Origin of the sequence: Rheinheimera marina (assembly GCF_042654345.1) — a bacterium.
Classification (GTDB): Bacteria; Pseudomonadota; Gammaproteobacteria; order Enterobacterales; family Alteromonadaceae; genus Pararheinheimera; species Pararheinheimera marina.
In genome coordinates, this window is record NZ_JBHSGB010000001.1 from 413,145 (window position 1) to 436,041 (window position 22,897).

The window sequence follows — 22,897 nt, forward strand, 5'->3', positions numbered from 1 at the left end:
GCGACCGTCATTGTAGTTTCGTCATGGCAGAACTAGGCAATGCTTCAGTTTATGCTGTATACAAAACCACCAGCCCCGAAAAGTACAGGAAGCAACCATGACCGACCAACCGAAAACCCGAAAAACCGCCGCCGACTTTTCACCTCAGACCTTAAAACTCTTTGATCAGTATGTGCACGGCGACATCAGTCGCCGCGACTTCCTCAGTGGTGTGGCCCGTTTTGCGGTGGCTGGTGTCACGGCGCTGAGCATACTGGAAGCCTTACAGCCCAATTACGCCTTTGGCCAGCAAATCAGCCCGGACGACCCGGGTTTAAGCACGAGTTATCTGCAGCTGCCGTCACCACAAGGCTACGGCACTGTGCGCGGTTATCTGGCACAGCCCAAAGCCGCCGACACTGATGGCCACAAACGTCCGCTGGTGCTGGTAGTGCACGAAAACCGAGGTTTAAACCCGCATATTGAAGATGTAACCCGCCGGCTGGCATTGGCTGGCTTTATTGCGTTTGCGCCGGATGCGCTGTTTCCGCTGGGTGGTTACCCTGGCGACGAAGACAAAGCCAGAGGCATGTTTGGCACTTTGGATCAGGACAAAACCAAACAGGACTTTATCGCCGTGGCCAAGGCGATGCAAAACTGGCCGCAGGGCAATGGCAAACTGGGCGTGACCGGCTTTTGTTATGGCGGTGGCATGGCCAATTTCCTGGCCACAGAGCTGCCAGAGCTGAAAGCCGCGGTGCCTTTTTATGGTCGCCAGGCCGACGCCGATAAAGTGGCCGCCATTCAGGCCCCATTGCTTATTCACTACGCCGAACAGGATGAACGGGTGAACGCCGGGGCAGCCGTCTATGATGCGGCATTAAAAGCCGCCGGTAAAAATGCAGTCAGCTACATGTACCCGGATACCCAACACGGTTTTCACAACGACACCACACCGCGCTACAACCAGGCCGCGGCCGAACTGGCCTGGCAGCGTACGCTGGCGTTTTTTAACCAGCATTTAAGCTAAAGCAACAGGAACACCGATGTTTAGTCTGCAGCACTGTGAATTTTTATTGGGGAAAGATTACCGGATGCAGTTGCAGCAGCTGACGATAGCGCCGGGCCAGCACACAGTGCTGTTGGGGCCAAACGGCAGCGGCAAATCGGCGCTGAGCGCCATTCTGGCCGGTGAAGGCCAGTGCCAAAGCGGCGAGTTCGCCAGCCCATCTGCAACCAGAAAAAAAGTGGCCTGGGTGAGCACCGAGCAGCAAAAAGCACTGATTGAGGCGGAAAAACGCAAAGACGACGCCGATATTCTGGATGTGCTACCCAACCCCAGCAGCGCCCGCGACATCATCCAGCGCGAATTCAGCCAGTGGACCACCGCGCTTGAACAGCAACTGCAACAGCTGGCGGCTGTGTTGCAGTTCAGCCAACGGCTCGATACCGCGTTTTTAGCCTTGTCGACAGGAGAGAGCCGCAAAGTGCTGATCCTGAGGGCTTTATTAAGCCAGCCAGACTATTTAATTCTGGACGAACCTTATAACGGCCTGGACGCCGCCAGCGAAGCCGCGTTGCGCGACTGGCTGCAACAGCACCAGCAGCAGTTCACGTTGATATTGGTGACCAACCGCCACAGTGAAATTCCGTCGTTTACCCGGCAGCTGCTTTACCTGAACCATGGCGAGCTGGCCTGGCAAAATCAGGGGCAGGGGCTGGACCCGGCTGATTTGGCTGAGCTGAACAAACTCAGCACCTTACAAAACCCGCCCAAAGCGCTACCCGCCAAAGACCAGGACCGCTTTACGCCGCCGTTACCAGATGGGCAACAACGGCTGGTGCGGCTGCGTAACGGCAAAGTGCACTACGATGACCGGGTGGTGTTTCAGGGCCTGAACTGGCAGGTAAACCGCGGCGAACACTGGCAGATTGTCGGCCCCAATGGCTCTGGCAAAACCTGTTTATTGTCGATGGTGACGGGCGATAACCCGCACTGCTACACCAATGATTTAGAAGTGGTGGGTTATCAGCGCGGTCAGGGCGAAAGCATTTGGGATATTAAAAAACACATAGGGTTTATCTCCAACAGCCTGCAACTGCAATACCGCGTGAGCTGCCCTGTGCTGCATGTGGTGCTGTCCGGTTTTTACGACAGCATAGGTTTGTATGAACAGCCCACGCTGCATCAGACGCAGCTGGCGCAGCAATGGCTGGAATTGATTGCGCTGGCCGATCAGGCCCAGCAGTCGTTTCAGCAATTGTCGTTTGGCGACCAGCGGCTGGTGCTGATTGCCCGCGCTATGGTGAAGCACCCCAGTCTGTTGATTCTGGACGAACCCTGCAACGGTCTGGACCCGCTGAACCGGCTGAAAGTATTGGCACTGCTAAATATTCTCAGCCAACAGGGCGAAACCACCCTGCTGTATGTCAACCATCACCCGGATGACAAAATTGCCGGCATAGACCGGGTATTGGATATGACGCACTACCAGGCGGCAACCTAGCACCTGGCAAACAAAGCTTCGGCTGCGGGCTTAATCCGCGCCAGCCGCAACTTCCGACGCCAAAGGGCCAAGCACAGTCAGCACATCGTCCATTTGAGCTTCGGCAAACCAGTAGTGCTGCAAAGCACTGTCGGCGTGCCGCGCCAGCTGCAGCTGAATCTGACGCTGCTCGGGCAACACAGCCGCCACCTGATAAGTGCCAGACAAACCGGCCGCATTCAGTACGCAAAGGCGCTGGCCGGGCTGATAACGGGTTCTGCACACCAAAGGCAATTGTAGGCTGACCAACAAGCTATCCGGGCCGCTTTCGCTCAGCTGACGGATCACACAAGGCAGTTTCACCGCTTTGGCCATTCGCATCGGCTGGCCAGCACCCAGCTCCAGCTGAACATCTGACAGCGCGCTGCAGCTGCAGGTCAGGATCCAATTGTGCTGACTCAAGGCAGCAGGCAACTCCTCGCGCCGGTAACATTGGGTGTCGCCCGCCACCAGTTTGGCTTTGCACAAACCACAGCGGCCAGAGCGGCAGCTATGCAAAATGGGGTAACCCGCCGCAATGCTGGCATCCAGAATGCTTTGCCCATGCTGCTGCACAAACTCAAGCCCTTGGCTGGTGCGGATTTTAATCACCTTGGTACTCTCAACTAACCGAAGAGCCCCATATTCGCCAATTAGATGCTGAATTACAAGTAAATAAAAAGCTGGTATTAGCCAGCTTTTGTAAATCAATAATATAGAATCATCACCAACTGAGCTGAAAGCTGCTTTTTGGGAAAGTTTCAAACTTAAATTTGAGGCTAAAGTTTCATCACTAACTTTTGCTGCTAACCTAAAAATAGGTTACTTGTTAATAATAAAGTTTCATCACAACCAAATTAATACGCCGCTACCAGCTATCAAGAAATCAGGCACTACCCCTACTTCATTCTCCCAACGATCATATCTTCAGTCAAATACCTGCGATTAGCTTAGACAAATACTCAAAAGCATAACTATTGAAACTTAACGTCACATCAGCCCTTTAAATTGCTGGGCACGATGGCTGCAAGTATCGGGAATCGTTAGAAATATAAAATCTTTATTTACGTTATTGGCTTTTTATGGTTACCTTTAATGGAGAATTTTAGGGAATAGAAAATAATGACGGTTACTTATATCGCTTACCGCGTCGACGGTCAGGCACACGTACATCATGAAATGTCAGCAACACAACTCATAGAATCTTTAAAAGGCTTTGTAAACTCAGTTGAAGAGGCGAACAAAGTTATTAATGACGGTTTAGCATCAGACCTAAAAATTAATGTTGTAGCATTTAACGAAGGTAGCTTTAAAGCTATTTTCCAAGTTATTCAGGAAAAAGGTCAAGATGCCCTTGAGTTTCTTGGCTATACAAAACTTACAGAAACTAGTGATAAATTGGTTGCGCGGGTGACTGATGCACTTGATCGTATTAACACTCGTAGTTTTGATATCAGTCAAAACTCTGATGGCACTAGGACAATCACGTTAGACACAGGGGAACGCTTTGTTACAACAAAGGATATTGCAATAAGCATAAAAAATCCTCGTATTCGTAATGGTATTGAGAAGCTCCTATCTTCTCCCCTAATTGACGATGGAACCGAAATTGTAGAATTGTCACTTTACGATCCAACTACAAAGCAAATTGTAGACAATTCGACAACATCAGTAAGCATAGAGAACTACGAATCTTTCCAAGCTAGTCCTCTAAGTATGGAAGATGACATCGCTACGGATAAGCATACATACATTATCAAGTTTCTCCGTGTGAATTTCACTGGGACAACTGGCTGGCAAATTGAGCTTCCTGACGGAAAAAAGGCGAAGGTCAAAGTTGAAGACGAAAAATTCATGCACAAAATTCGTGATGAAAAAGATACTTATAAACAGTCATTTAAGTATGATGATTTGTTCGAGGTGAATATCACAATTACAACGAAGCATAATAAACACTCAAAGAAGTCTAGCACTTCCTATACAATCACTGATGTTCTGAAAAAAATTAACGATAAAGGTTAAAACAACCAGCATGCTATCAGCAGAAGTCATCGCCATATTAGTTGGTCTTGCCCTAGCTTGGGGCCCCATATCAAAGGGCCTGATGACTTTGGTTGCGTCTATTTATTTTGCTATACGCGGTATCAAAAAGGTCAGAATTAATTACACAGATATAAATGGCGTGACTCATGTCAAAGTAGTTTACGCGGCTAACTATGAGCACTTTGTTGCTTCATTAATTGAAGATGGGTGTACTCAGAAAGTTGACGACAAAAAGAGTGATGGCGAAAAATGACGAATGAAAAGCCAGAACGAGATCTTAAAAGCGCCACCGGGTTTGCGACAATATTCTCGGTGATATTTATTCATTGGATTCGACAGCAAAAACTTGCTCCTGAAGATGAGAATATATACTTTTATATCGTACCTATAGCATCTTCAGCTTGCGCTTATGTGTGCAATTTAGCTTTATCTCTAGTTCCGACAGTCGCCGAAGCCAAAAAATTTATTCAAAGGCAATTTTATATTCTAGATCTAGAAAAAGAGATCCTGAAAGAAACAAACCAAGCGAACAAATTGGCTCTCATAAACGCTCTTCAGGAAGTGAAAGAGACCATCCGAAAAGAAAAACATAGCAAGCATTTGCAGCCGGTTGAACAAAAATCGTTAGAGGAAGATTCAGCTTGAGTGAATACGCTGATTTTATAAAAAGTGGTTCAAATCCATAATATCTGTTTTACAACATCAGCTCACAGTCTTGCTTGAATTAGAGACAACGCTTCTTCAAGAGTCTAAAGTAGAAATGATTCAGACATCACATAAAGTCAATTTACCCATAAGGCATACATCACGAAAATAAGTGCTGATAACGCCTAGAAAGCTGCTCTCTGGATAAACCAACTAACTCTGCAACTTTTGTTTTACTTACTTTTTGCTCTTCACGTTTTAATTTCCTGATCGCTAATTTGACCTTAATCTCAGTACGGGACACTCTAGTTACATGCGTAAACTTTGCCCCCATAGTCAAGTTATCTGCGCCCTTATTAATGTGCACAACCTCATGCCTAATTTGTGATGCAACAGCCTTAACCCACCTATTTTTATCGCAAGTTGGATGCTTATCACTCCTCGGTCGGACAGGTGTATCCCAAGATCGGCCAGTAACTTTTGCATCAAGACTCCAACCACTAGCCTTGAGTGAAGTCCCTGTTTCTGAATCAAGAGTATATGTGTACAGACGCTTGTAACCCATACTCTTAGCAGTTTTCCAGGCAGCAGAATATAATTTCGAACATGCATTTGGATACCCATCAGTGCACATTCGTGTCACCTCAGCTGATTGCCCGTCATCGAGACTTCTACTAACAGGCCTCCCAACTATAGCGACCCCCTTTAGATTTCCAGATGCGTCTTGTAAGCCAATAGCAAACTTGTAACCTTGGGTCACTCCATGATGTCGATGATTATTCTTCACATAAGTATTTGCCTGCTTTAACGTCAGCGGTATAACTTCAATCACAGGATATATCTCCATCAACAGGTGATAAAAGAACTAGGCTACACAGTTTCTTGCAAATGACTCGATAAAATAAAATTTTCACCAATCAATTAAGATCCCTGACAGGTCTTTTATTACAAAAGACCTGTTAGAGAAAACCGATAAATAAGAGTTGGCGGTTACCCAAATATGTTACGAACCCTCTGGTGTGCATCCATTAGATTTGCTCGAAGTTCATACTCACTCAACCATAATTTATGATTAACATTCGTTGCGTTAATCACTGCATGATCGAAATCCTCCCTGCCTATTAGGGCTGGATAGCACCCAAGGGCCATACGTTGGCTGTTTAGGTCAACAAAAATAGGAGTTTCTGGAGAATGCCCCTCGGTACAACGGAAACGATCTAACTCCAGGCTTGAGCATAGTTGTGAAAGATCCTTTGCCTGCGCTTCTGGAGAGGAGCATACAGGGGCCTCCCCAAAAATTGCATATCGCAGTAATGCAGCGCCTAACTTACGATCAAAGCGACTCTGAATGTGCTGATTATGGTAATGATTAATACATTCTGTACATGATGCGTCACATGAACAGTCCTCTAATATAGATAGTGTGCCTTTTAATATTTCTGGTAGATTTTTTGCTGCAATTTCCGCATAGCCAGCCCCTCCAGATAGCGTGTCATAAAGGAATAAATCGACTAGTCGAGTCTCACCTTTAAGCGCAGGGATAATTCGGAACCCAGCCCCAAACTCAGATGGGTCTAAATCTAATTGTTTGTGGCGGCTGGCTGAAAGCCTCAGCGCTTCAACAATTGTATGTAGACTATCCTCTATGACCCGAAGAGCTATCGGATCGGTTGTATCCGTGATTAAAGGAGCTTTAATCTCCAATCTAAGCAGCAGGAGATCTGTAACGAAATCATGACCAAGCAGGACACGTTTCAATTCGCCAGAGCACTGTTTGGGTATATCCTTTGCGCCCAAATGTTTATAGGGACGCTCGTGTGGAACATGTGACTGATTAAACTGCTCAAAAACAGATGCCGAACCACATTCAGTACAAACCAAAAATCCACTATCTTGGTCTTTATTTTTCCCCCAGTTTATTGTTACCAATCTTTGGTCTGTCGCATAAGTGAAACTAACATTCGAACCACACTCGTTAAACGTGAAAGACTCTTGATCTACCGGCTGGGGAAACTGAGCCATGGTCGCAAAGGTTATTTCTTGTTCCCGATCATCTTCATCAAGTTCTCTAGCTCTTTCAGGCCCAAAAACCTCCGGTACAATCATAATTTCTTCTTTCAATTCACCTTTACAGACGGGGCATACATCGCTGGCGATCTTCGCACTGTTGGGATCTCGCATAAAAGAACAAGCTTCGCAATGAATGACTTTTTTTTCTTTTTCGAATAAAGGTCTAGCACGGTTCACTTCACTTGCAGGGAGATCTGCAAACACACCTCCAGAGCGATAAGTTTTCTTATCTATTACAATGAGTCGTCCAGGAGCATATTCACTTAATGCTTTGGATACCGCTTGCTGGGGTCTCTGAATTGTTCGAATCTCCCAAGAGCCACTGCTATTTTTTTGATGCTTTTCTACGAGGAAACTACTCAAGTTTGTTGGGAAAGCATAACTTGGAAGTAACCCATAATAGAAAAGGAATTCAAGAAATTCTTCCTGTTCAAGCTTAGGCCTGATATTTTGCTCTTCCTCACTGTTTTCATCGCTGATAATTTGTTGGGACATATTCTGGTTATATAACAACAAATCTTTCAAAAAATCTTCGACTGTCCGAACTAACCACTCTTCTAAAGTAAATCCATTTGTATCTAGGTACGGCGGAAGCCACGCAGCAATCGAGCCTCTCAAGTCTCCTTCAGGTGCGAGTAATCTGCGCTCAACCCACAACTTAAAGCCTTCATAGTTGAGATTATCCTCACCAGTGCATTTAAAAAATTCGCGAGTCAAACCAAGTGACTTTTCTAGGATTGATGTTTTTTTACCACCGATACTATTGCCACTTTGTTCCATCATTTCGTGAAAAAAAGTTTGAATTAAATATGCATGTACATGACGACGAGCTATCTTCGCGTTACTCACCTTAACCTCAGGAGTACGGGGCTCACCTGCAACGATATATTCTGGATTCAAAAAATAATAACTATCGTGTGGTCCATTTTGAGAATAAGTAACAACAGTTGATATAGAAGAACCACGTCGACCAGCACGCCCAGCCCGTTGTTGATAATTTTCGCGTTGTGGTGGCACATTTCTTAAAGCAACCGCGACCAAAGAGCCGATATCCACACCAACTTCCATCGTAGTGGTGCAACTCAAGATATCTATTGGTCTGTCTGTATCTTCAATTAGAACGTCCTGGAATCTGAGCTCATAGAGTTCTGTAGTAGCATGTACACTGCTGCGGTCACGATTAGATAGTTGTGCCGTATGTTCTTCCACACTGAGGTTTAGTAGGCGAGAACCAGGGCTTAAAGCGTCATGCACTGGCCCACGCCAAAACCCTTTCCGAGCAGAAATGTAATCACTGCTCTTTGGATCTAACCATTTGACACCTTTACTACCGCAAGCAATACAAATCGAACCCTGGTATGCCATAGGCATCAACACGGTACAATCGGGACACTGAGCCCAAATATGCGAAAGATCTATTTTCAACTTGAGCGAGTTAGGGGAGAGATACCACATTTTATTATGTTCTTGAGCTAACTCATTACAAAAAATCTCTTCGATCTTTTCTACAGATGTCACTCCTCCTTTAATTTGCCGAGTAAACATGCTCCTGAATGCATAACTGAATGTCCCTTTTGTTCCCCATCCTGGTCTGAAATATCCCGCGGCTTTAATACGAACGGTTGCATCAATAGATGGGTCAATCGCAAACTCGCTAAGCAACCCTTCGATCCATGCAATAGAGAGTGCCTTGATATCGTTTTCGTCAAATTGCATTCCAGCTTTCAGAAATTCGGCATTCAACTTTTTGAGTTTTGTTTTAACAGGCTCAACAAACCCAATTGTTGTACCAGTCAAAGAGTAATAATTAGAGCAAAGCAATTTTAGTAATGAAATTTTATATCGAGCAGGTATCCCTGTAGGGCTGAAATCGTCTTCAAAAGCTTCGGTCAAATCACTGGAATAGTCTCGTTCAAACTCAGTTCGTGCATTTGTCACGATTGTTGCATCTAAACCGTCGAAAATTGGCAAATCATGCTCAGTTAACACAGAGAGAAAAGACAAATACATTTGTGGTGTAGGCTTTGCTTCCTTGGATAAAGCCTCCAAGCGAGTGCACGCCAATGCAATTGCTTGCCTAAAAAGATCAAGTTCAATATCCCGAGGAATATCACGCGCAAGCCTCGCAGCCTTCTGACGCCCGTCAGAAAAAACCAAGACCTTTCGACCACCATTAGGATAACGAACATCAACTGGACGACTCTCTTGTTGGCGAGCCATTTGTGTTCTTACCAAGGCCGTAAATGGTGCCTCACCTTTAGTTATGTGATCCATAATCTTAGATTGTTCACCCTTCGATGCTTTGCGCATACACACGGGACAATCATCAAAAGATATCTCAGATTCGGTAGCGACCTTATCTGGTATGCGCACCTTGCGATAGCCAGAAGTGTTAGCTGGAATCAGAGCAGAAAGCCGCCCCGTAGATATATGCATCCAGTAATCTCGGTATCTTCCTTGTGGGTGAACAGAATCCTCAACGAGGATATCTATTGGCATAAGGTCAACAGTATCTCCCCTTGAAATCGGACCACTGGGTTTATGCCATACAAAGTCTAGCTTAGAGCTCACATATCCACGAATAAATGCAGCACCGCAATCTCTATGAGTTAACAGTTCATAGACTCGTCCTTGATTCTTACAACTACAACTATTCATTGGTTTGGTGTACAGACGCCCCAAGATATTGGAAGTGTTTTGACCGTCTAGCCGCTCTGAACATTCAGGATCTATACATGCATGAAGGCCTGGTAGTCCTCTATAAAATAGATGCAATCTAGTCGGAATTAATACCCTTCCGTCTGATTTCCTTCGTGCGTGACACCCTAAAGCCATAAGCGTATCCAATGCATGAGTGGCTGCTTGAGAAGAGCAATTAGGAAATATTGTTTCACTAAGCTTATCAAGCTTGATTGCGTGACCAGATACTTTTGCAATCAACTCTTCCAAAGGCCCAAACCCAGTCATACATTTGAAAAGCCAGTCTTGAATTAATTCAGGTGCACCATCAGGAGGAGGAAGCCACCCTAATTGAGTTGCTAGATTTGCTAAACATTTACGAAGTTCTTTTGGGTCACTAACTGAGTTCTCTATAGAATCCAACTCAAACGAAGCTAATACATCTGTCTCCTCAAGACTTGCTGGGCGGGCTTTATCTCGAAATTCATTAACACCTTGGATCACTTCAATTCGTCTACTTGAGCTTTCTGATAGGCCTGTTAAATCACGAGCAAAACGCTCCCCGTTTTGAATAGCTTCATCACCTTTGCCCAAACTCGCACTTGTCAGTATGCACCGCATCCGTTCACGCGGAATCTCTAATCGTGCGCAGAGACGGCGAATCAACAATGCGACTTCTGCACCACCTGCACCGCGATACATGTGAGCCTCATCAAGCACAAGAATAAACTCATTCTTAGAGTCGGCTTTTAACCATTCTTTAGTTTGCTGAAAGATGCCACGCTCGATTGGACGCATGAGCATATATTCAAGCATTGAGTAGTTAGTAATAATCAGTTCGGGGCATTCGAGTTGCATCTCGTGTCGAGTCATTAACTCGCGATCAGTGGGTTGGGTTTTTAATCTTTCACGCCATTTTTTTGAAACATAATCTTTACCCGACTTATTCGTTTTAGCTTGAACAAGATCACTCCCATAAAATGCGTCTAGGTCTTTACTTGGCCAACGACCAATTCGTTCTAGTTGTTTTTTTAAACCGGGATCTTGTGCAACCCTACTGTAAAATTCCTCAAAAAGAGGCTTAATAAATTTTTCATCTTTAGATGACTCTCGAGAGCCAGGATAAGGTGTTCTACCAGTGTAACTGCCAAACCTTATTGGCTTCCCCCTTCCCTTAGAAATTATTTTCGTCGCGTCAGAGTTGCCAAACAACCTGCGCACACGGGAGAGTTGATCATTAACGAGAGCATTCATTGGATAAAGCAACATAGCTCTGCATCCGGGCAGTTTCGACGATTCTGTTCGCTCTGCGCCTTCAATTACTAGCTTTCCGATGATAGGCATCAAGAAGCTCTCTGTTTTTCCAGAACCAGTACCTGTAGCTATAACGAGATCAGCTCCGTTTTCAGCTAAAAAGGACGCAAGGGCTTGCGATTGATGTTCATAAGGTGTGGGATATAGCCCAACACCCAACTGCGAGAGTTGAGTGAGTGCTTCACTAGCAACTTTGGGAATTGGTAATCGATCGTAAGGTTCGCCAGCTTTGTAAACCGGTGTCGACTCTACATAAGGTGTTTGAGCGATTGTCGCATCTTTCTTCAAAAGAGCATTACGCTCTCTGATTAGGCCTTCGTTGCGAATATGGTATTGAGCTTCAATGTATTGCCTAAGACTATCGGCAATATTCCCAGTAGTCTCGTGAATACCTGCAGCACCGCTCCCTTTTGGTTTTAAACTCATACAACTCTCCTTGTTATAAAATTTGTTTCACCTTGATACCTAGCAAACCAAAAGCGTTCACTAAAAGTGGGAATAGCTCTTCAGGATAAACATATTGAATTACTCCTGGATGAGCTTTTTCTGTTGTTGGCTCTTGCCACCCTAGATTGAGCAATTTAGCTTCTCTGCGCGGCAGGCGCCTATTCAACTTGAATCGAACCAAATTGTTCACGTTCTTCACACTGACTACAATAGAACGGTCCGATATTAAATCCAAATAGTATTGAAAACGCCTTGCTTCATCTGATGTTATTGAACGTAACTTACTCACTCGTCCTTTGTTTAACTTACAGAGAAAATATGAAAAAAACTTATGAACTAAAGAGCGTCCCAAGACCAAATCTTTAGTATCTTCGGATAGTTCTGTTACGCTAACCCATTGACGAGGCTTATAAATGCTTACCCCCTCGCAAAGGTGTGGAGCGTCAGTTAAATTAAGTAGCGCTTCACTCAATAAACTCCGTCCCCATTCTTCAAGTCCTTGGTATGGAGCGCCTAGCCAATCTTCAAGTCCCCATCTGGATCCCCACAATCCACATAAAGCGGGATCAACAACCCTGACCTTACCAACTACTTTGGCTGACACTGACAGAGCAGGAGGTAAACACTCCAACGGCCCCCCACCTATAAGGACTGCCACTCCATTTTCCACCAAAATTAACTTAGGAGGGGCAATTAACCATTTACCGCCTTTTAATCGAACCATATCCCCTAGAGAGTTCAAACTATCAAGAACACCTATCTCTCCAGGAAAAAGCTCACCATCCCTTCCTTTGTATTCAGGCCACATCGAAGTCAATCTGCTTCGAACCATACTTGCGAGACGGTTTGAGCTAGTAGGAACCCAACTTTCGCTCTCTAATGAACACAAGTAAGTAACGGCTCGTAAGCATTCAGATAATGCAGAAATACGCAGTCCCTCTCCTTCAAATGGGCATTTCATACCTGTAGCAATAACTTTCTGAGCATCTGACCGGGAAATGGGCCTAAAATTTATGGTCATCTTCTTTAGCTACCTATTGCTGTAAATGTTCTAAGTAACTAACGACACGCTCTCTAATTTCCTTTACAGACTCTCCTCTCGCTCGAGCCCATGGAAGCAAGTAAAGATCAGAAATAGCTTTTAAATCCTCGCTACATGAAGCACTAGATATCACTCTCAAATGAGTGTAGGAACTTTTTACTAATCGTCTCCAAAAAGCCCCTCCTTCAAAATTAATGTCGGTCAGAAACTCCGTCAGTTCTGTTGAAATAACATCAGGATCAGGAGCTTCAAATCCTTCAAGTTGGTACCAGTTTTCTTTTGCGAGTCGACCAAATCTTAAAGAAGGAGTCTCAGCTTTAGCACTTCGCATTCGGAGCGTATCCGTATCAAATACAGGGCCAAGCTCAGCGAGTGAGCCTCCGTCGGGAAAGGCGGCGGGACCACTAACCCAAGAGGTAAAAAATGAATAGTTTCTATTTCCATCGAATCCAAACTGGCGCTTTACTATAATCTCACGAATTGAAGCTCCATAAACTTCAAAGGCTGACAAGTTGGCGCTCTTTAATAAAAGTGAATTAGACTTTTTCCCGACCATCTCGATGCAGTAAGCAGCACATTCATCAGAAACAAGTCCAACTGGAACACGCCATTCATGGAAGATTGGCCCACTGACAGCAGCAACGATAGACTCAGAAATTAGTTCTGCCAAAGATCCAGAAAATTGGATCAACTGGCCACTCACTAGCGCAGCGACAATTTGGCGAGACATCGGGAATGCACACCCTTTCACGACTCCAACAGCTTGAAGATTAGTTGCTATAAGCTCACAAACATCTTGCACCTTATGCAGGTCTTCAAAAGGTCCCTGAAAATCCTTCATAACTAAATTGGGAAGTACTCTTGCATTTGAAGTCTTCGACTCTGCATCGAAGACTCTTTGAATAGAGTCCATTCTCTCTAGAATGTCTATAATTGATTGGTCAGTGGCGTGAGTACTAGTATTGGGTGCGAGTGTATCTTCCTTTAAACTCTTGATCTGCTCTAACGTATTACCCAACTGTTGTACTCGTTGCTCAATCTCTAACATTGCGTACGCAAGTTTATCTACCTCCAACTTTAACATTTCTGTAAGTTGATTCTGGTCATCAAATTTTTTAGCTACACTCTCGATACGTTGCTCAACAAGTACAGGTGAGGTATTAATCTGTTTTAAGTTCTCTTGTCCATCGGAAGCAGAAGCTTCAATGGCTGCGATACGTTGCTCTAAACTCTTAATACTTAATGGTAGTTCGTCAAGCAACGAATCTCTAGCAATAGTGGACGCAGTTCTAAAGAGAGTGAGCTCCTTAAGGCTATGTATTTCTTCAGGAAAACGACTAAATGTCATTATTCGTTCGACACTTTCTCTAGGAATGTTTGGAAAGGTCTCAGAGACAAACGTCAAATAAGATGGAGCGTTCTCAAAAAAATTCCCAGATTCATCTGTATGAGGGATATCCACCTCAAACCGCTCAGATATCCAAGTGCTCCAAAGCATCCCGAATACAGCCCAATCTTTCGGATCATGTCCAGCAGGTGAACTTAAGATATGAGCAACCAATCGTTTCTGCCTTTCTTTAAAGTCTGCAGGACTACCAGATCTAAAACCGGGAACACGACCTAAATGTTTGTAAATATCTCTTCTTGAAGCAGGGCTAACTTCTTCAATAAACTCGACAATATCGTGATGTCCCAACTGGGATATTCTCGACATTGCCTCTGGGCTGTATCTAAGTTTCATGATGAGAATCCCTCTCTTATATTTTCTAACTCAAAGCCACAGTCAATAATTTCCTGTAGCAACGAACGATAGTGCGGTATTAATGGCAACTCTGGTTTTGATTTAACGAAAAGCCCAACTAGAGCATGGTCACCTATCCGGTAGGGTTTAGGAGGTGCTAATCTCAATTGAAGTAAAAAAACTACCAGTCTTGTTCGAAGATCTGTAGGAAGTCGCAAACATGCTAGTTCAGTTAGGAATAATTCCTGTAAACCGCCTAAAGTCATGCTCCCAAAACCTCCAAAATCTAAACTAAAACTGCATTTATGATCGTTGATAGCAGAAACTAATAGGGAAAAAAACTCAGAGGAAAGCATCCACATATTACGATTATGAGGAGCTCTATTTTCGCAGCAATAAAGTTCGACTTCTGTCGGTTCTGGATACCCAGTTATAATCAAGCGACCCGATACGCCAAGGGGCATCGACATGTATTCTGGGCTAAGTCCCTGTGCACGATATCGCTCAACAATGTTTGCGCAATCCTCTTGATGTAATTGAACTATTTGGTGAGAGCCTGTTGAAGTTGAAAATACAAGATCAACGGAGGGATAGCACAGAGTTAGAGTTGTATGGGGGTGAAACGCAATAGAGTGTTCAATCGCCGAATGACTCGCACGAGTAGAAATTTGAACCTCTTCCGTTCCTTTTCCGGTTAAAACAAAAAATGCTGGGGAACGCTCAATTCCTATAGCAAATAGTTTTTTATCACCACCTCTCACTACTTCTATTACCGGACCAGACTCTGAGTGTGCGAGCGGTATATTTTTTGCTGCCACTAACATCACATCTAACTCAGTACTTACACTCGAGCTTACACTAGTCTTTCTAGCTAGAAATGGCCATACAGGACCAATTGTTGGTGTAGGAGTCTCTATTGATAATCTGGTGAATAACTTGATCCATTCTCTGCACTGCTCGGATATCTCTTCAGGCAAACAAACAAATGCAAGGCTCCACCCATCCCTACTTGGCAAAAATGACGCACACAACTCTTCAGGAAAAATAGCTCTTTCGGACTCTTTCCAGAGTAATGCAAAAGTGTCAGATAATCTCAATTGCTGTACTCTGGAAAATCCCAAGTGTCCGAGCCCTTCGGTCACACGAAATGCGGCAACCCCTTTGCTTGGTAATCCTTCACATTGTCGTTCAGTATATTCTACGAACGTGGGATCGGGTTGCCCTTGGTATTCGATTATGCCGTATGGAGCAGTCGAGAGATCTGCAGTTACACGACGACGATCACTCATGCCACGCATGTCAATTAACTGCTGACGTCCCCCAACATCCAAAACAAGTGTGGCGAGACAGTGTTCACAACTAGGAAGAACTAACTCTAAGTACCAACTACGTCGTTTAGAAACGACAGGAGGAACAACCAGACGAAGTTCAATTGTCTTTCTTTCAGACAAAATGGAAGTCTGTTCATAAGCATGTTGAGTTTGTAGATTTGATACATAATGCTCACATTCGATACTTCCCCTACCTGGCCAGTGAGCAAAATAGGGGGGAACTTTCCTCCCTGAGCGTAAATTGACCTTCTCTTCGCAGAATACACAAACATATGAGCAACTTGAGGATGCACTGGCAGCTAATTCTCTCTTACCAGTTTTAGTATTTTTCGCTAGTTCCAACTCCGCAATCCCTTGTCTTTAACATCAGACTGAAACGACCTTACGAGTTAACGGACGCTCTAATTGAGTCTCGATGTTTCTAGTTTGATTTCCAAATAAATTAACTAAGTCTCCAATAGCCCAGTCAAGGTAATCGGGCCTGCGCTCTGCGCGAGGTAGCACCCAGCGATCAAGTGCCTGCTCAGCAATGTCCTTTGCCGAAAGAAGAGACTTCAGATCTGGCTTCCCTTTCCCTGTCTGAAGAATTTTATTTGCATTACTCGCTAACTGACATATGAATACTTCTCTCTGAACGCCATGCTTCATCAAGTCATTTTTGAACCCTAATGCAGAAAATGCCGCCTTCATTGTCCGTAAACGCCAATTAGGCCCTTGTCCAAAAGCATGTTGATCAGCATAGTCGTGATCCAAAAATCGCAAGTAGTCTCTCAATTCAACAAATAATTGTTCAGGAATATGGAAATGGCCCCATCCACTTGTATACCCAATGGGCTCCAAATACTCTACGCCATCCAGTTTGAGTCGATTGTAAACGGACGACTTTCCCATAGAAGAAGTCGTTGTAATTGATAAAAGACGAGCCTTTTTCTCTTTTTGAGAAATAACGCCCTTTGTATCTCCGTAGGCACTGCGAAAATCGTTATAAAGATCACGGCTACGCAACAAGCAAGCAATCAATTTTCCCCCAAGAAGAGTGTTGTATGGAGGAACTGAACCTAACACATAAGCGTCCATAATATTGACTAATCGAGAGCTCCTATCACTGGAGTCCCAACCTATAAAATTATCTCTAACAGCTAAATTAAAAACTGGGTCGCCTATAGCGATAATTCCCATCAGTTTGCCATTACTTTGGTCCCACACTAAGTAGCGAAGACGTCGACCAAAACCATTAGAGACCGGCACTGACCATGACAGAGCAGCAAGCCTGAAAAGATCGCCTTGTATTGTATTAGACGATACTCGTTCAAGGACTGGCGATATTTTTGCAGGGTTAACATCTGTACCTGAAGCAAAATATTTTAGGAGTTTGGCACTTTTACTGGCTATAAAATTCTGACTTGCAAGAAGCCTCTCTTCTCGTTGAGCACTATGTAAAGTTCGAATAGCGTCTTTCGTATTTCCCGGAGCTTGCAATACACCATCTTCAGACTTAGTAAATCCGAGAGTATGTAAATGCTCACGTAGCTTTCTCTTGAGATTGGCCTCTCGCGTATTTACATTAACTACTACAGACTTGCTACCAGGCGCTTTATGCATGAAGAATTCCTAATTCTTTCTCAATCGAAATCACGAGAACTTAATTTTTGTGCTCAAATAACTAGGTAATTTGCTTGGGTATAAAATTACTTAAATAAAGAATTTAAGTATCATCAACGAGCGATTTTTGATGATACATCTGGTCATCTAACCTTTAGTTGCGATAATAGCATGTGTTGTTCACCAGTACATCTGTAACAAGTTAAGGTACGACAATTGAGACCAAAGGATAGTGAAATGACTCCCCTAATACCGTATTGATGCCTTAAGTTTTTCTGCCCATCTATCGATAAATTGATCAGACATGTGATGCTTAAGTCCTATCACATTTACAGCCTCATTCAGAAACAAAAAACCAGGCCAGCGAATAGAAGACCGAAGTAGCAGAACAAACAATCTTTTTATGAAATCTGCTTCAATGGTTGGATCTAGCAAACTAAAAATCCTTGTGGAAAGCTTCCTTTTATTATCAGATGTATCAATTTCTAATACATATCTAACTCGCTTTCCAACCACAAATTTTGCCAGTAGATAACAGCGTTCTGTTCCGTCAGCCATAAGGTGAAGATGACAACGCTTTACCTCTGGTAGCGGTTTTACAACCAGGCTGATAAGTTCTAAATCAGGTTCGTTTGCCAACTGTTTGATTAAGTCGATAAACACTCTAAAGCGGTCTTTGAATCGCTCGGTATCATTATCCGACTCTTGCAATGCGTCAAAATCAGCAGCTTTACCCTGTCCGCCATCTACATCATCTTTGGTGCCAACAACCTGCTGAGTAGTACTTGAATCGTCATCGTCCTGATTCGGTTTGCCATAACCAGAAGATCTCTCACCGGCATACTTCACCTTTGTCTGGATTGGATGGCTTATCTGCAAACCTTCCGATAGTAAATCCAGCAAAATCTTGGTCGTATCTGTCGACGGTTCAAGTTCGGTATCTATTAAAAGATTTTCTCCTCCCTTGCCGCCAAAACCACCGTCCTTGCTACCCGGAGTGCGGACATGACTTTTGAGTTTAGGGTGACTAAAAATGGCTTCCCCCAATACTATATTCGGTAATGCCTTGATGGAATTGATTTCCCAAACCAACAACTCATTTTTTTCCTCGTTAAAAACGCCATGAACATCCATATCCAAGCCTGACAAACCTGCAGGCGGAATGAAATTAAACGCCCATCTGCAATAGCTATTGGCAATGAACTGTTCTTGGTTGAGGCATTGCCAGATTGAGTTAAAGGACTGACGAATATCCTTGTTTAATAACAGCCAGGATAAAAACGACCGATAGACAGGTTGGCGGATAAACTCAACAGGGGCCCCGTTTGCATCAAGGGTTTCAATAAGATAAGTGGTATCAAACTCCCAGCTTTTCACGTTGAACATCAGATCGAGAGCATTGGGCTGGTATGCAGCCCGGACCAAAAAGCCTGCGTGGAAAAACAACTTTCTAGCTAATTCCAGCTTGGGCAACCAGACTTTTAAACCATCTGACTGGAATAGAAAACAACGCTGATTTGCGACTTCTTTTGTACCTGATAACTTCTTAGATAATCGCTGAAAGCTGCTAAGCCTGGCTTCTTGCCACTGCGCTACAGGTGGCAGTTTTAATGCTTTCCGATACCCACCAGAGGTAAACAAGTGCTCGTCCTGAGTAAAAGTGCGGCCAAGGCCCATTAAGCACATAGCTTCCAGATCGAAATTGTCGTTGTGGCTTGTACCGTCTTCTTTGTTAAAGTATGCAGAAAAATGCCAGAAATCAGACGGAACATCTCTGCGGAATTGATTACCTAAACCCACTAATCGGGCATTAACCGGAATTTTCTTAATGAGCTTTTTTTGCATTGATTTACAAGAATTCCCTTTCTAACAACTCCATAAACTTCAATGTCAGCGGTCGAGTACGGCCAGCAGCTAATCCACACAACCGCTCTAATTCCCAGCACAGATGGCTTTGATTATTCTGACGATCCAACAAAACCTGATAGGTTAACCGCCGTATTTGAAACTCGGCAACAGTCTCACTGTACCTATTTAAGAAGGATTGGCAAAGGGGTAATTTTGATAAATGTTTTTCAGCGGTCGATGACCGCGTGAGCTGCTTTAAAAACCAATTCCGGCTCTGCCTTGGCGTTTTAAGCTCAAAATCCCTTAACGCCAACACCTGATACAACCTGCGTAAATAGTGTTTATCTCTGGCTTGCCAGTTCGTATTGCTGTGATTTGTCCTCTTTAAATGCCAGTCCTTATTAGTCTCCAGCAACCATGTCCGGTCATTTCGATACAATCTGGCATACAAGGCTTTGTCATACAGAACTCTTGCCTGCTTTACACTCAGACCAGATTGCAGTAACTGAAGCCAACGATCACGGTCAGCTTGGTTAATTGGCCCTTCCGTTACCACTTTTTGTGAGTTGCTGGCCGATTCAGGGAATGAGTGTACGCAAGCCAGTACCTGAGATATTGAGAGTTGAGGTTTCAGTACCTGCCAAACCAGTAAATGCTGCAGATAACTAAAAGACTTCCGGTGTTTGCGAAACATGGCTAATAACCAGGAGCTGGGGCCGACCGGCACCAGGTTCAGGGGCACTAAAAATGAATTTAGCCAGTAACTTCTGAACTTGCTGTGAAGCTCAGTACCTGACACCTGCATACCATTTTGCATACCGGCTTCAGAAGCCAGTTCTCGATAGAACAACGTCCATTGGTGATATGTAGGGCTCTGGTTTTCGGTTATGGTCAACAACTCCATAATACTGGAAGAAAGTTGTACCAGCTTCGAACTGTGATTTGTGTTTACAGCCAACTCTTCACAATACTGAGGGCATGCAGCTAAATATTCGTGGCGATGGATAGATCTCAGCGGCAGTATAGAGTCACAAAGCGCGCAACCGTGGATATGGCATACCTGATACCCTGGCACCAACCAGCGCCGTAACCAGGCAAACTCGCCATACTCTTGCTGCAGCTCATTCATACACAAAGGACAATATCGGAAAAACGCTGGTAGCTTTACCGTACCAGCGCTCATACCTATCTCCACAAACACAGCAGAGCCGTCACTATTGACCAGCAAATCTGTCAGGTGTTGCTTACGGCTTTCGGGAATAAAAGGGGCATACAGCGGGAACAGGGTTCTTTGGTAGAGAAGTTGTTTAGCGTTTAGCTGCTGCACATGCTGGAGACTGTTACACAACAACTGCAGTTGAGCCGGTAAGTCTGGTACAGCAATGACGGTGCGTTTTTGGTAGAGCAGATCCAGCAAATGCTTCGGGCTATCTATCCCCATATGAACCTTACATCTGGCGAGCATGCTGTACAACAGCTCGTCCGGATAAGGCTTGGGGAAGTAAGCCAGCATAGCTAGCCAGATTTCAGGTCGTAAATCAGCCCCTGCTCTTTGAATAGTTGATATACATTGTTTTTATCACTACTGGCGTACACATAACGTAAATCATTGGTTGGTAATTCCAGCCATTGAGTTCTTTTTATTCGGTTGATTTTTGGTGGTTCTTTACTGATATCTGCGGTGTATTCAGTGACTTTATGCACCAAAGCGGCCACTGACAGTTCAGGATGCTGCCGAACAATCCGATCCACAAGCGGAATAGCAATATCCTCAGGGATGTCCATTTGCAACAACAGTGCAAGCAGCTTTTTGCTCTTATCAGTTGATACTTCTGAGCGAATATTTTCAGGAACTGTCTCTTCCAGTGACGACGTCATGGAGAACATCCGTGCTTCAATATCCGGCATCAGCAGATCATCATACTGCTTTATTAAGTCCAGGTTATTGCTGCGAAGCGCGGCCAGCATGGGGTGTACAGTTTTAAACTCGTCGTCATATACCTGCTCCAGCAACTGAACAGTGATACGCTCCATACCCGTTACAATAGCTCTGACCTGGGCCAACACATAAAGCTTCACTACTATGTCCATGACGCCTTGTGTCAGGTCGTACATCACATCGCCGAGCTCATCAGTGAATGGCTCGGCCTTGCGCAACCACTGGTATTCCCAGAGTTGCTTTAGGAGCAACTGCCACTGCTTGTCTTTGGGTAACCTGTCCCAAAGCAAACTGCCAAACCCTGAAATACGCCGCGCAGCGCGAAAAGTTCGCTGGAAAAACTTACGAGCTCGATGAGTGCCAATCTGGATCACCGGCACACCAATAGTATTCACCAGGGACACAAAGAAGTTATGCATCTTCTCTGCACCACCCGACCTGGCTTCATTAAGGTTTTGCACCTCATCAATCACCAAAACCCCTAACGCATGCAGATTTGCGATCTGGCACATGCTGGCCATCAGCCGCTTGGTACCCAGTTTTTTCCGCCCGTGAGAAATACTGTATTGAGTATGCAAAACCCGGTCGACTTCGTTAAAAAAGCTCAGACAGAGTTCATCCAGATCACCGTCCCCCGGACATTCCACTTTCAGATAGGTCAGTTGAGTTATGTTGTATTCGGGATGGAATATGGCTTGCTTATAGACCGAAAAAATTCGATTGATGGTTTCGGACTTGCCGCATCCTGAGCAACCAAATAATGACAAACTATTTGCACTGGAGCGAACCTGGTCAAACACATAAGCATCAAGGTCTTCGTCCTGAACCCGCTTATATCCGTTTTGCAAGTGAAGATGATAAGCACCCTGTGCAGGATTTCTACTGAGATAGCCCTGGCGCAATATCAGCGATATTTTTTGCTCAAGTTCCAGATGGTGATTCAAAGGCTGAAAAAAACGATTCAGTAATCGGGCTATGGTATGAACTCTGAGCCGTCCATCCAGATTTCGCTCTGCAGCATCAAACAAAGGTTTGAGTCTTAGTTTTTCTACTACTTGCTTAACATCATATATTCGCGGCAAAGCGGAAATGAGCGGGTTATCCCGATATTCTGGCAAGCCAGGGTCTATATATTCAGCGTGAGGGATGCGGCCTTGCACTGGGTTATTCATTGCCTGTGTCTTCCCCAAAAATCAAATCCGTCATATCCGGGAAGCGGCAATCTTCATTAGCATTGATACGAATAGGCACCACTTGTGCTGGCGTACTGGTTTCTGTTCGTTCCGGTCTGAACGCTTTAACCTGTCGCTCTACCGATTTTTCTAACTGCTTGTTTTGCCTGATATGCTGCCCCAGTTTTTTAACTCCTGGCCGCTTAATTTCAGTCTTTTTTTCATCAGCTTCAGCCACAATATTTTCAATCTGCTGAATCAACTTCCCTTTGGCTACCGCAGTGCTCATCCGCACCTTGGCATCGGTTTTTCGCTCTTCTTTGGTGATGAGCCAAACATCCCAAAATGACAAACCACGAAAACGCCTACTGCGATCGGTCAGGTCACAAACCCAGTATTCACTTAAATCAGAAGAAGGTCTGGTAATCATCCCATTTTTAATGGACGCTTGAAGTAGAAGCCTGTGTTATTAAATTGTCTTTGTACTTCGGTGGTATGCCACCCAAGGCTTTGTTTGGCC

General features: G+C 44.5%; 16 protein-coding genes. 5 read left to right on the plus strand and 11 right to left on the minus strand.

Annotated features, from left to right (window positions below; translation table 11 throughout):
- Nucleotides 1–97: 97 nt before the first annotated feature.
- Both ACFO3I_RS01925 and modF read left to right on the plus strand, forming a co-directional pair.
- Entirely contained in the window at nt 98–1,009 is a 912-nt protein-coding gene (locus ACFO3I_RS01925) for a dienelactone hydrolase family protein (RefSeq protein ID WP_377331307.1), read from the plus strand.
- Between the two features lie 16 nt (nt 1,010–1,025).
- Nucleotides 1,026–2,486 carry a molybdate ABC transporter ATP-binding protein ModF gene (modF, locus tag ACFO3I_RS01930; RefSeq protein WP_377331308.1) on the plus strand — a complete coding sequence of 487 codons (1,461 nt, stop codon included), beginning with the start codon at nt 1,026–1,028 and terminating at the stop codon, nt 2,484–2,486.
- A gap of 30 nt (nt 2,487–2,516) precedes the next feature.
- Here modF and ACFO3I_RS01935 read toward each other — a convergent pair whose 3' ends face one another.
- Nucleotides 2,517–3,116: a 2Fe-2S iron-sulfur cluster-binding protein gene (locus ACFO3I_RS01935; RefSeq protein ID WP_377331310.1), complete on the minus strand. Its 600-nt coding sequence runs from the start codon at nt 3,114–3,116 to the stop codon at nt 2,517–2,519.
- A gap of 510 nt (nt 3,117–3,626) precedes the next feature.
- Between ACFO3I_RS01935 and ACFO3I_RS01940 the strand changes: the two genes are divergently transcribed.
- The 3 genes from ACFO3I_RS01940 to ACFO3I_RS01950 are packed head-to-tail and all read left to right on the plus strand — an operon-like array spanning nt 3,627 to nt 5,192.
- Nucleotides 3,627–4,526 (plus strand): LAPAL motif-containing putative phage structural protein, encoded by a 900-nt coding sequence (locus ACFO3I_RS01940; protein ID WP_377331312.1) that lies wholly within the window; start codon nt 3,627–3,629, stop codon nt 4,524–4,526.
- A gap of 10 nt (nt 4,527–4,536) precedes the next feature.
- Nucleotides 4,537–4,800 carry a hypothetical protein gene (locus tag ACFO3I_RS01945; RefSeq protein ID WP_377331314.1) on the plus strand — a complete coding sequence of 88 codons (264 nt, stop codon included), beginning with the start codon at nt 4,537–4,539 and terminating at the stop codon, nt 4,798–4,800.
- Complete coding sequence (locus ACFO3I_RS01950; RefSeq protein ID WP_377331315.1) at nt 4,797–5,192, plus strand: hypothetical protein; 396 nt, start codon at nt 4,797–4,799, stop codon at nt 5,190–5,192. The genes ACFO3I_RS01945 and ACFO3I_RS01950 overlap by 4 nt, the downstream gene beginning before the upstream one ends.
- A gap of 160 nt (nt 5,193–5,352) precedes the next feature.
- On the opposite strand, the gene ACFO3I_RS01955 is transcribed toward ACFO3I_RS01950, so the two are convergent.
- From ACFO3I_RS01955 to ACFO3I_RS02000, 10 genes are all read right to left on the minus strand, one after another.
- Nucleotides 5,353–6,024 (minus strand): XF1762 family protein, encoded by a 672-nt coding sequence (locus ACFO3I_RS01955; RefSeq protein ID WP_377331317.1) that lies wholly within the window; start codon nt 6,022–6,024, stop codon nt 5,353–5,355.
- Nucleotides 6,025–6,182: 158 nt separating this feature from the next.
- Nucleotides 6,183–11,681, minus strand: coding sequence for a DEAD/DEAH box helicase (locus tag ACFO3I_RS01960; protein WP_377331318.1), 5,499 nt, complete (start codon nt 11,679–11,681; stop codon nt 6,183–6,185).
- Nucleotides 11,682–11,694: 13 nt separating this feature from the next.
- The gene (locus ACFO3I_RS01965; RefSeq protein WP_377331320.1) at nt 11,695–12,510 is read right to left on the minus strand and encodes a hypothetical protein; all 816 of its coding nucleotides are present in this window, start codon (nt 12,508–12,510) and stop codon (nt 11,695–11,697) included.
- Between the two features lie 226 nt (nt 12,511–12,736).
- A complete protein-coding gene (locus ACFO3I_RS01970) occupies nt 12,737–14,485 on the minus strand; it encodes a hypothetical protein (RefSeq protein ID WP_377331321.1) in 1,749 nt (582 codons plus the stop codon).
- On the minus strand, nt 14,482–16,158 hold the full coding sequence (locus tag ACFO3I_RS01975) for a competence protein CoiA family protein (protein WP_377331323.1): 1,677 nt from the start codon (nt 16,156–16,158) through the stop codon (nt 14,482–14,484). Before ACFO3I_RS01975 ends, ACFO3I_RS01970 begins: the two co-directional genes overlap by 4 nt.
- Before the next feature lie 24 nt (nt 16,159–16,182).
- Nucleotides 16,183–17,418, minus strand: coding sequence for a Druantia anti-phage system protein DruA (locus ACFO3I_RS01980; RefSeq protein WP_377331324.1), 1,236 nt, complete (start codon nt 17,416–17,418; stop codon nt 16,183–16,185).
- A gap of 246 nt (nt 17,419–17,664) precedes the next feature.
- The gene (locus ACFO3I_RS01985) at nt 17,665–19,263 is read right to left on the minus strand and encodes a Tn7-like element transposition protein TnsE (protein WP_377331325.1); all 1,599 of its coding nucleotides are present in this window, start codon (nt 19,261–19,263) and stop codon (nt 17,665–17,667) included.
- A 4-nt stretch (nt 19,264–19,267) separates the two neighbouring features.
- On the minus strand, nt 19,268–20,779 hold the full coding sequence (locus tag ACFO3I_RS01990; protein WP_377331326.1) for a TnsD family Tn7-like transposition protein: 1,512 nt from the start codon (nt 20,777–20,779) through the stop codon (nt 19,268–19,270).
- A gap of 2 nt (nt 20,780–20,781) precedes the next feature.
- Nucleotides 20,782–22,377, minus strand: a complete 1,596-nt coding sequence (locus ACFO3I_RS01995; protein WP_377331327.1) for an AAA family ATPase — start codon at nt 22,375–22,377, stop codon at nt 20,782–20,784.
- Nucleotides 22,370–22,807, minus strand: coding sequence for a hypothetical protein (locus ACFO3I_RS02000; RefSeq protein ID WP_377331328.1), 438 nt, complete (start codon nt 22,805–22,807; stop codon nt 22,370–22,372). The genes ACFO3I_RS01995 and ACFO3I_RS02000 overlap by 8 nt, the downstream gene beginning before the upstream one ends.
- Nucleotides 22,808–22,897: the final 90 nt, after the last annotated feature.

Coding starts and splice junctions, on each gene's coding strand:
- ACFO3I_RS01925 (WP_377331307.1), top strand. CDS start 98: ATGACCGACCAACCGAAAACCCGAAAAACCGCCGCCGACTTTTCACCT.
- modF (WP_377331308.1), top strand. CDS start 1,026: ATGTTTAGTCTGCAGCACTGTGAATTTTTATTGGGGAAAGATTACCGG.
- ACFO3I_RS01940 (WP_377331312.1), top strand. CDS start 3,627: ATGACGGTTACTTATATCGCTTACCGCGTCGACGGTCAGGCACACGTA.
- ACFO3I_RS01945 (WP_377331314.1), top strand. CDS start 4,537: ATGCTATCAGCAGAAGTCATCGCCATATTAGTTGGTCTTGCCCTAGCT.
- ACFO3I_RS01950 (WP_377331315.1), top strand. CDS start 4,797: ATGACGAATGAAAAGCCAGAACGAGATCTTAAAAGCGCCACCGGGTTT.
- ACFO3I_RS01960 (WP_377331318.1), bottom strand. CDS start 11,681: ATGAGTTTAAAACCAAAAGGGAGCGGTGCTGCAGGTATTCACGAGACT.
- ACFO3I_RS01965 (WP_377331320.1), bottom strand. CDS start 12,510: ATGTGGCCTGAATACAAAGGAAGGGATGGTGAGCTTTTTCCTGGAGAG.
- ACFO3I_RS01970 (WP_377331321.1), bottom strand. CDS start 14,485: ATGAAACTTAGATACAGCCCAGAGGCAATGTCGAGAATATCCCAGTTG.
- ACFO3I_RS01980 (WP_377331324.1), bottom strand. CDS start 17,418: ATGCATAAAGCGCCTGGTAGCAAGTCTGTAGTAGTTAATGTAAATACG.
- ACFO3I_RS01985 (WP_377331325.1), bottom strand. CDS start 19,263: ATGCAAAAAAAGCTCATTAAGAAAATTCCGGTTAATGCCCGATTAGTG.
- ACFO3I_RS01990 (WP_377331326.1), bottom strand. CDS start 20,779: ATGCTGGCTTACTTCCCCAAGCCTTATCCGGACGAGCTGTTGTACAGC.
- ACFO3I_RS01995 (WP_377331327.1), bottom strand. CDS start 22,377: ATGAATAACCCAGTGCAAGGCCGCATCCCTCACGCTGAATATATAGAC.
- ACFO3I_RS02000 (WP_377331328.1), bottom strand. CDS start 22,807: ATGATTACCAGACCTTCTTCTGATTTAAGTGAATACTGGGTTTGTGAC.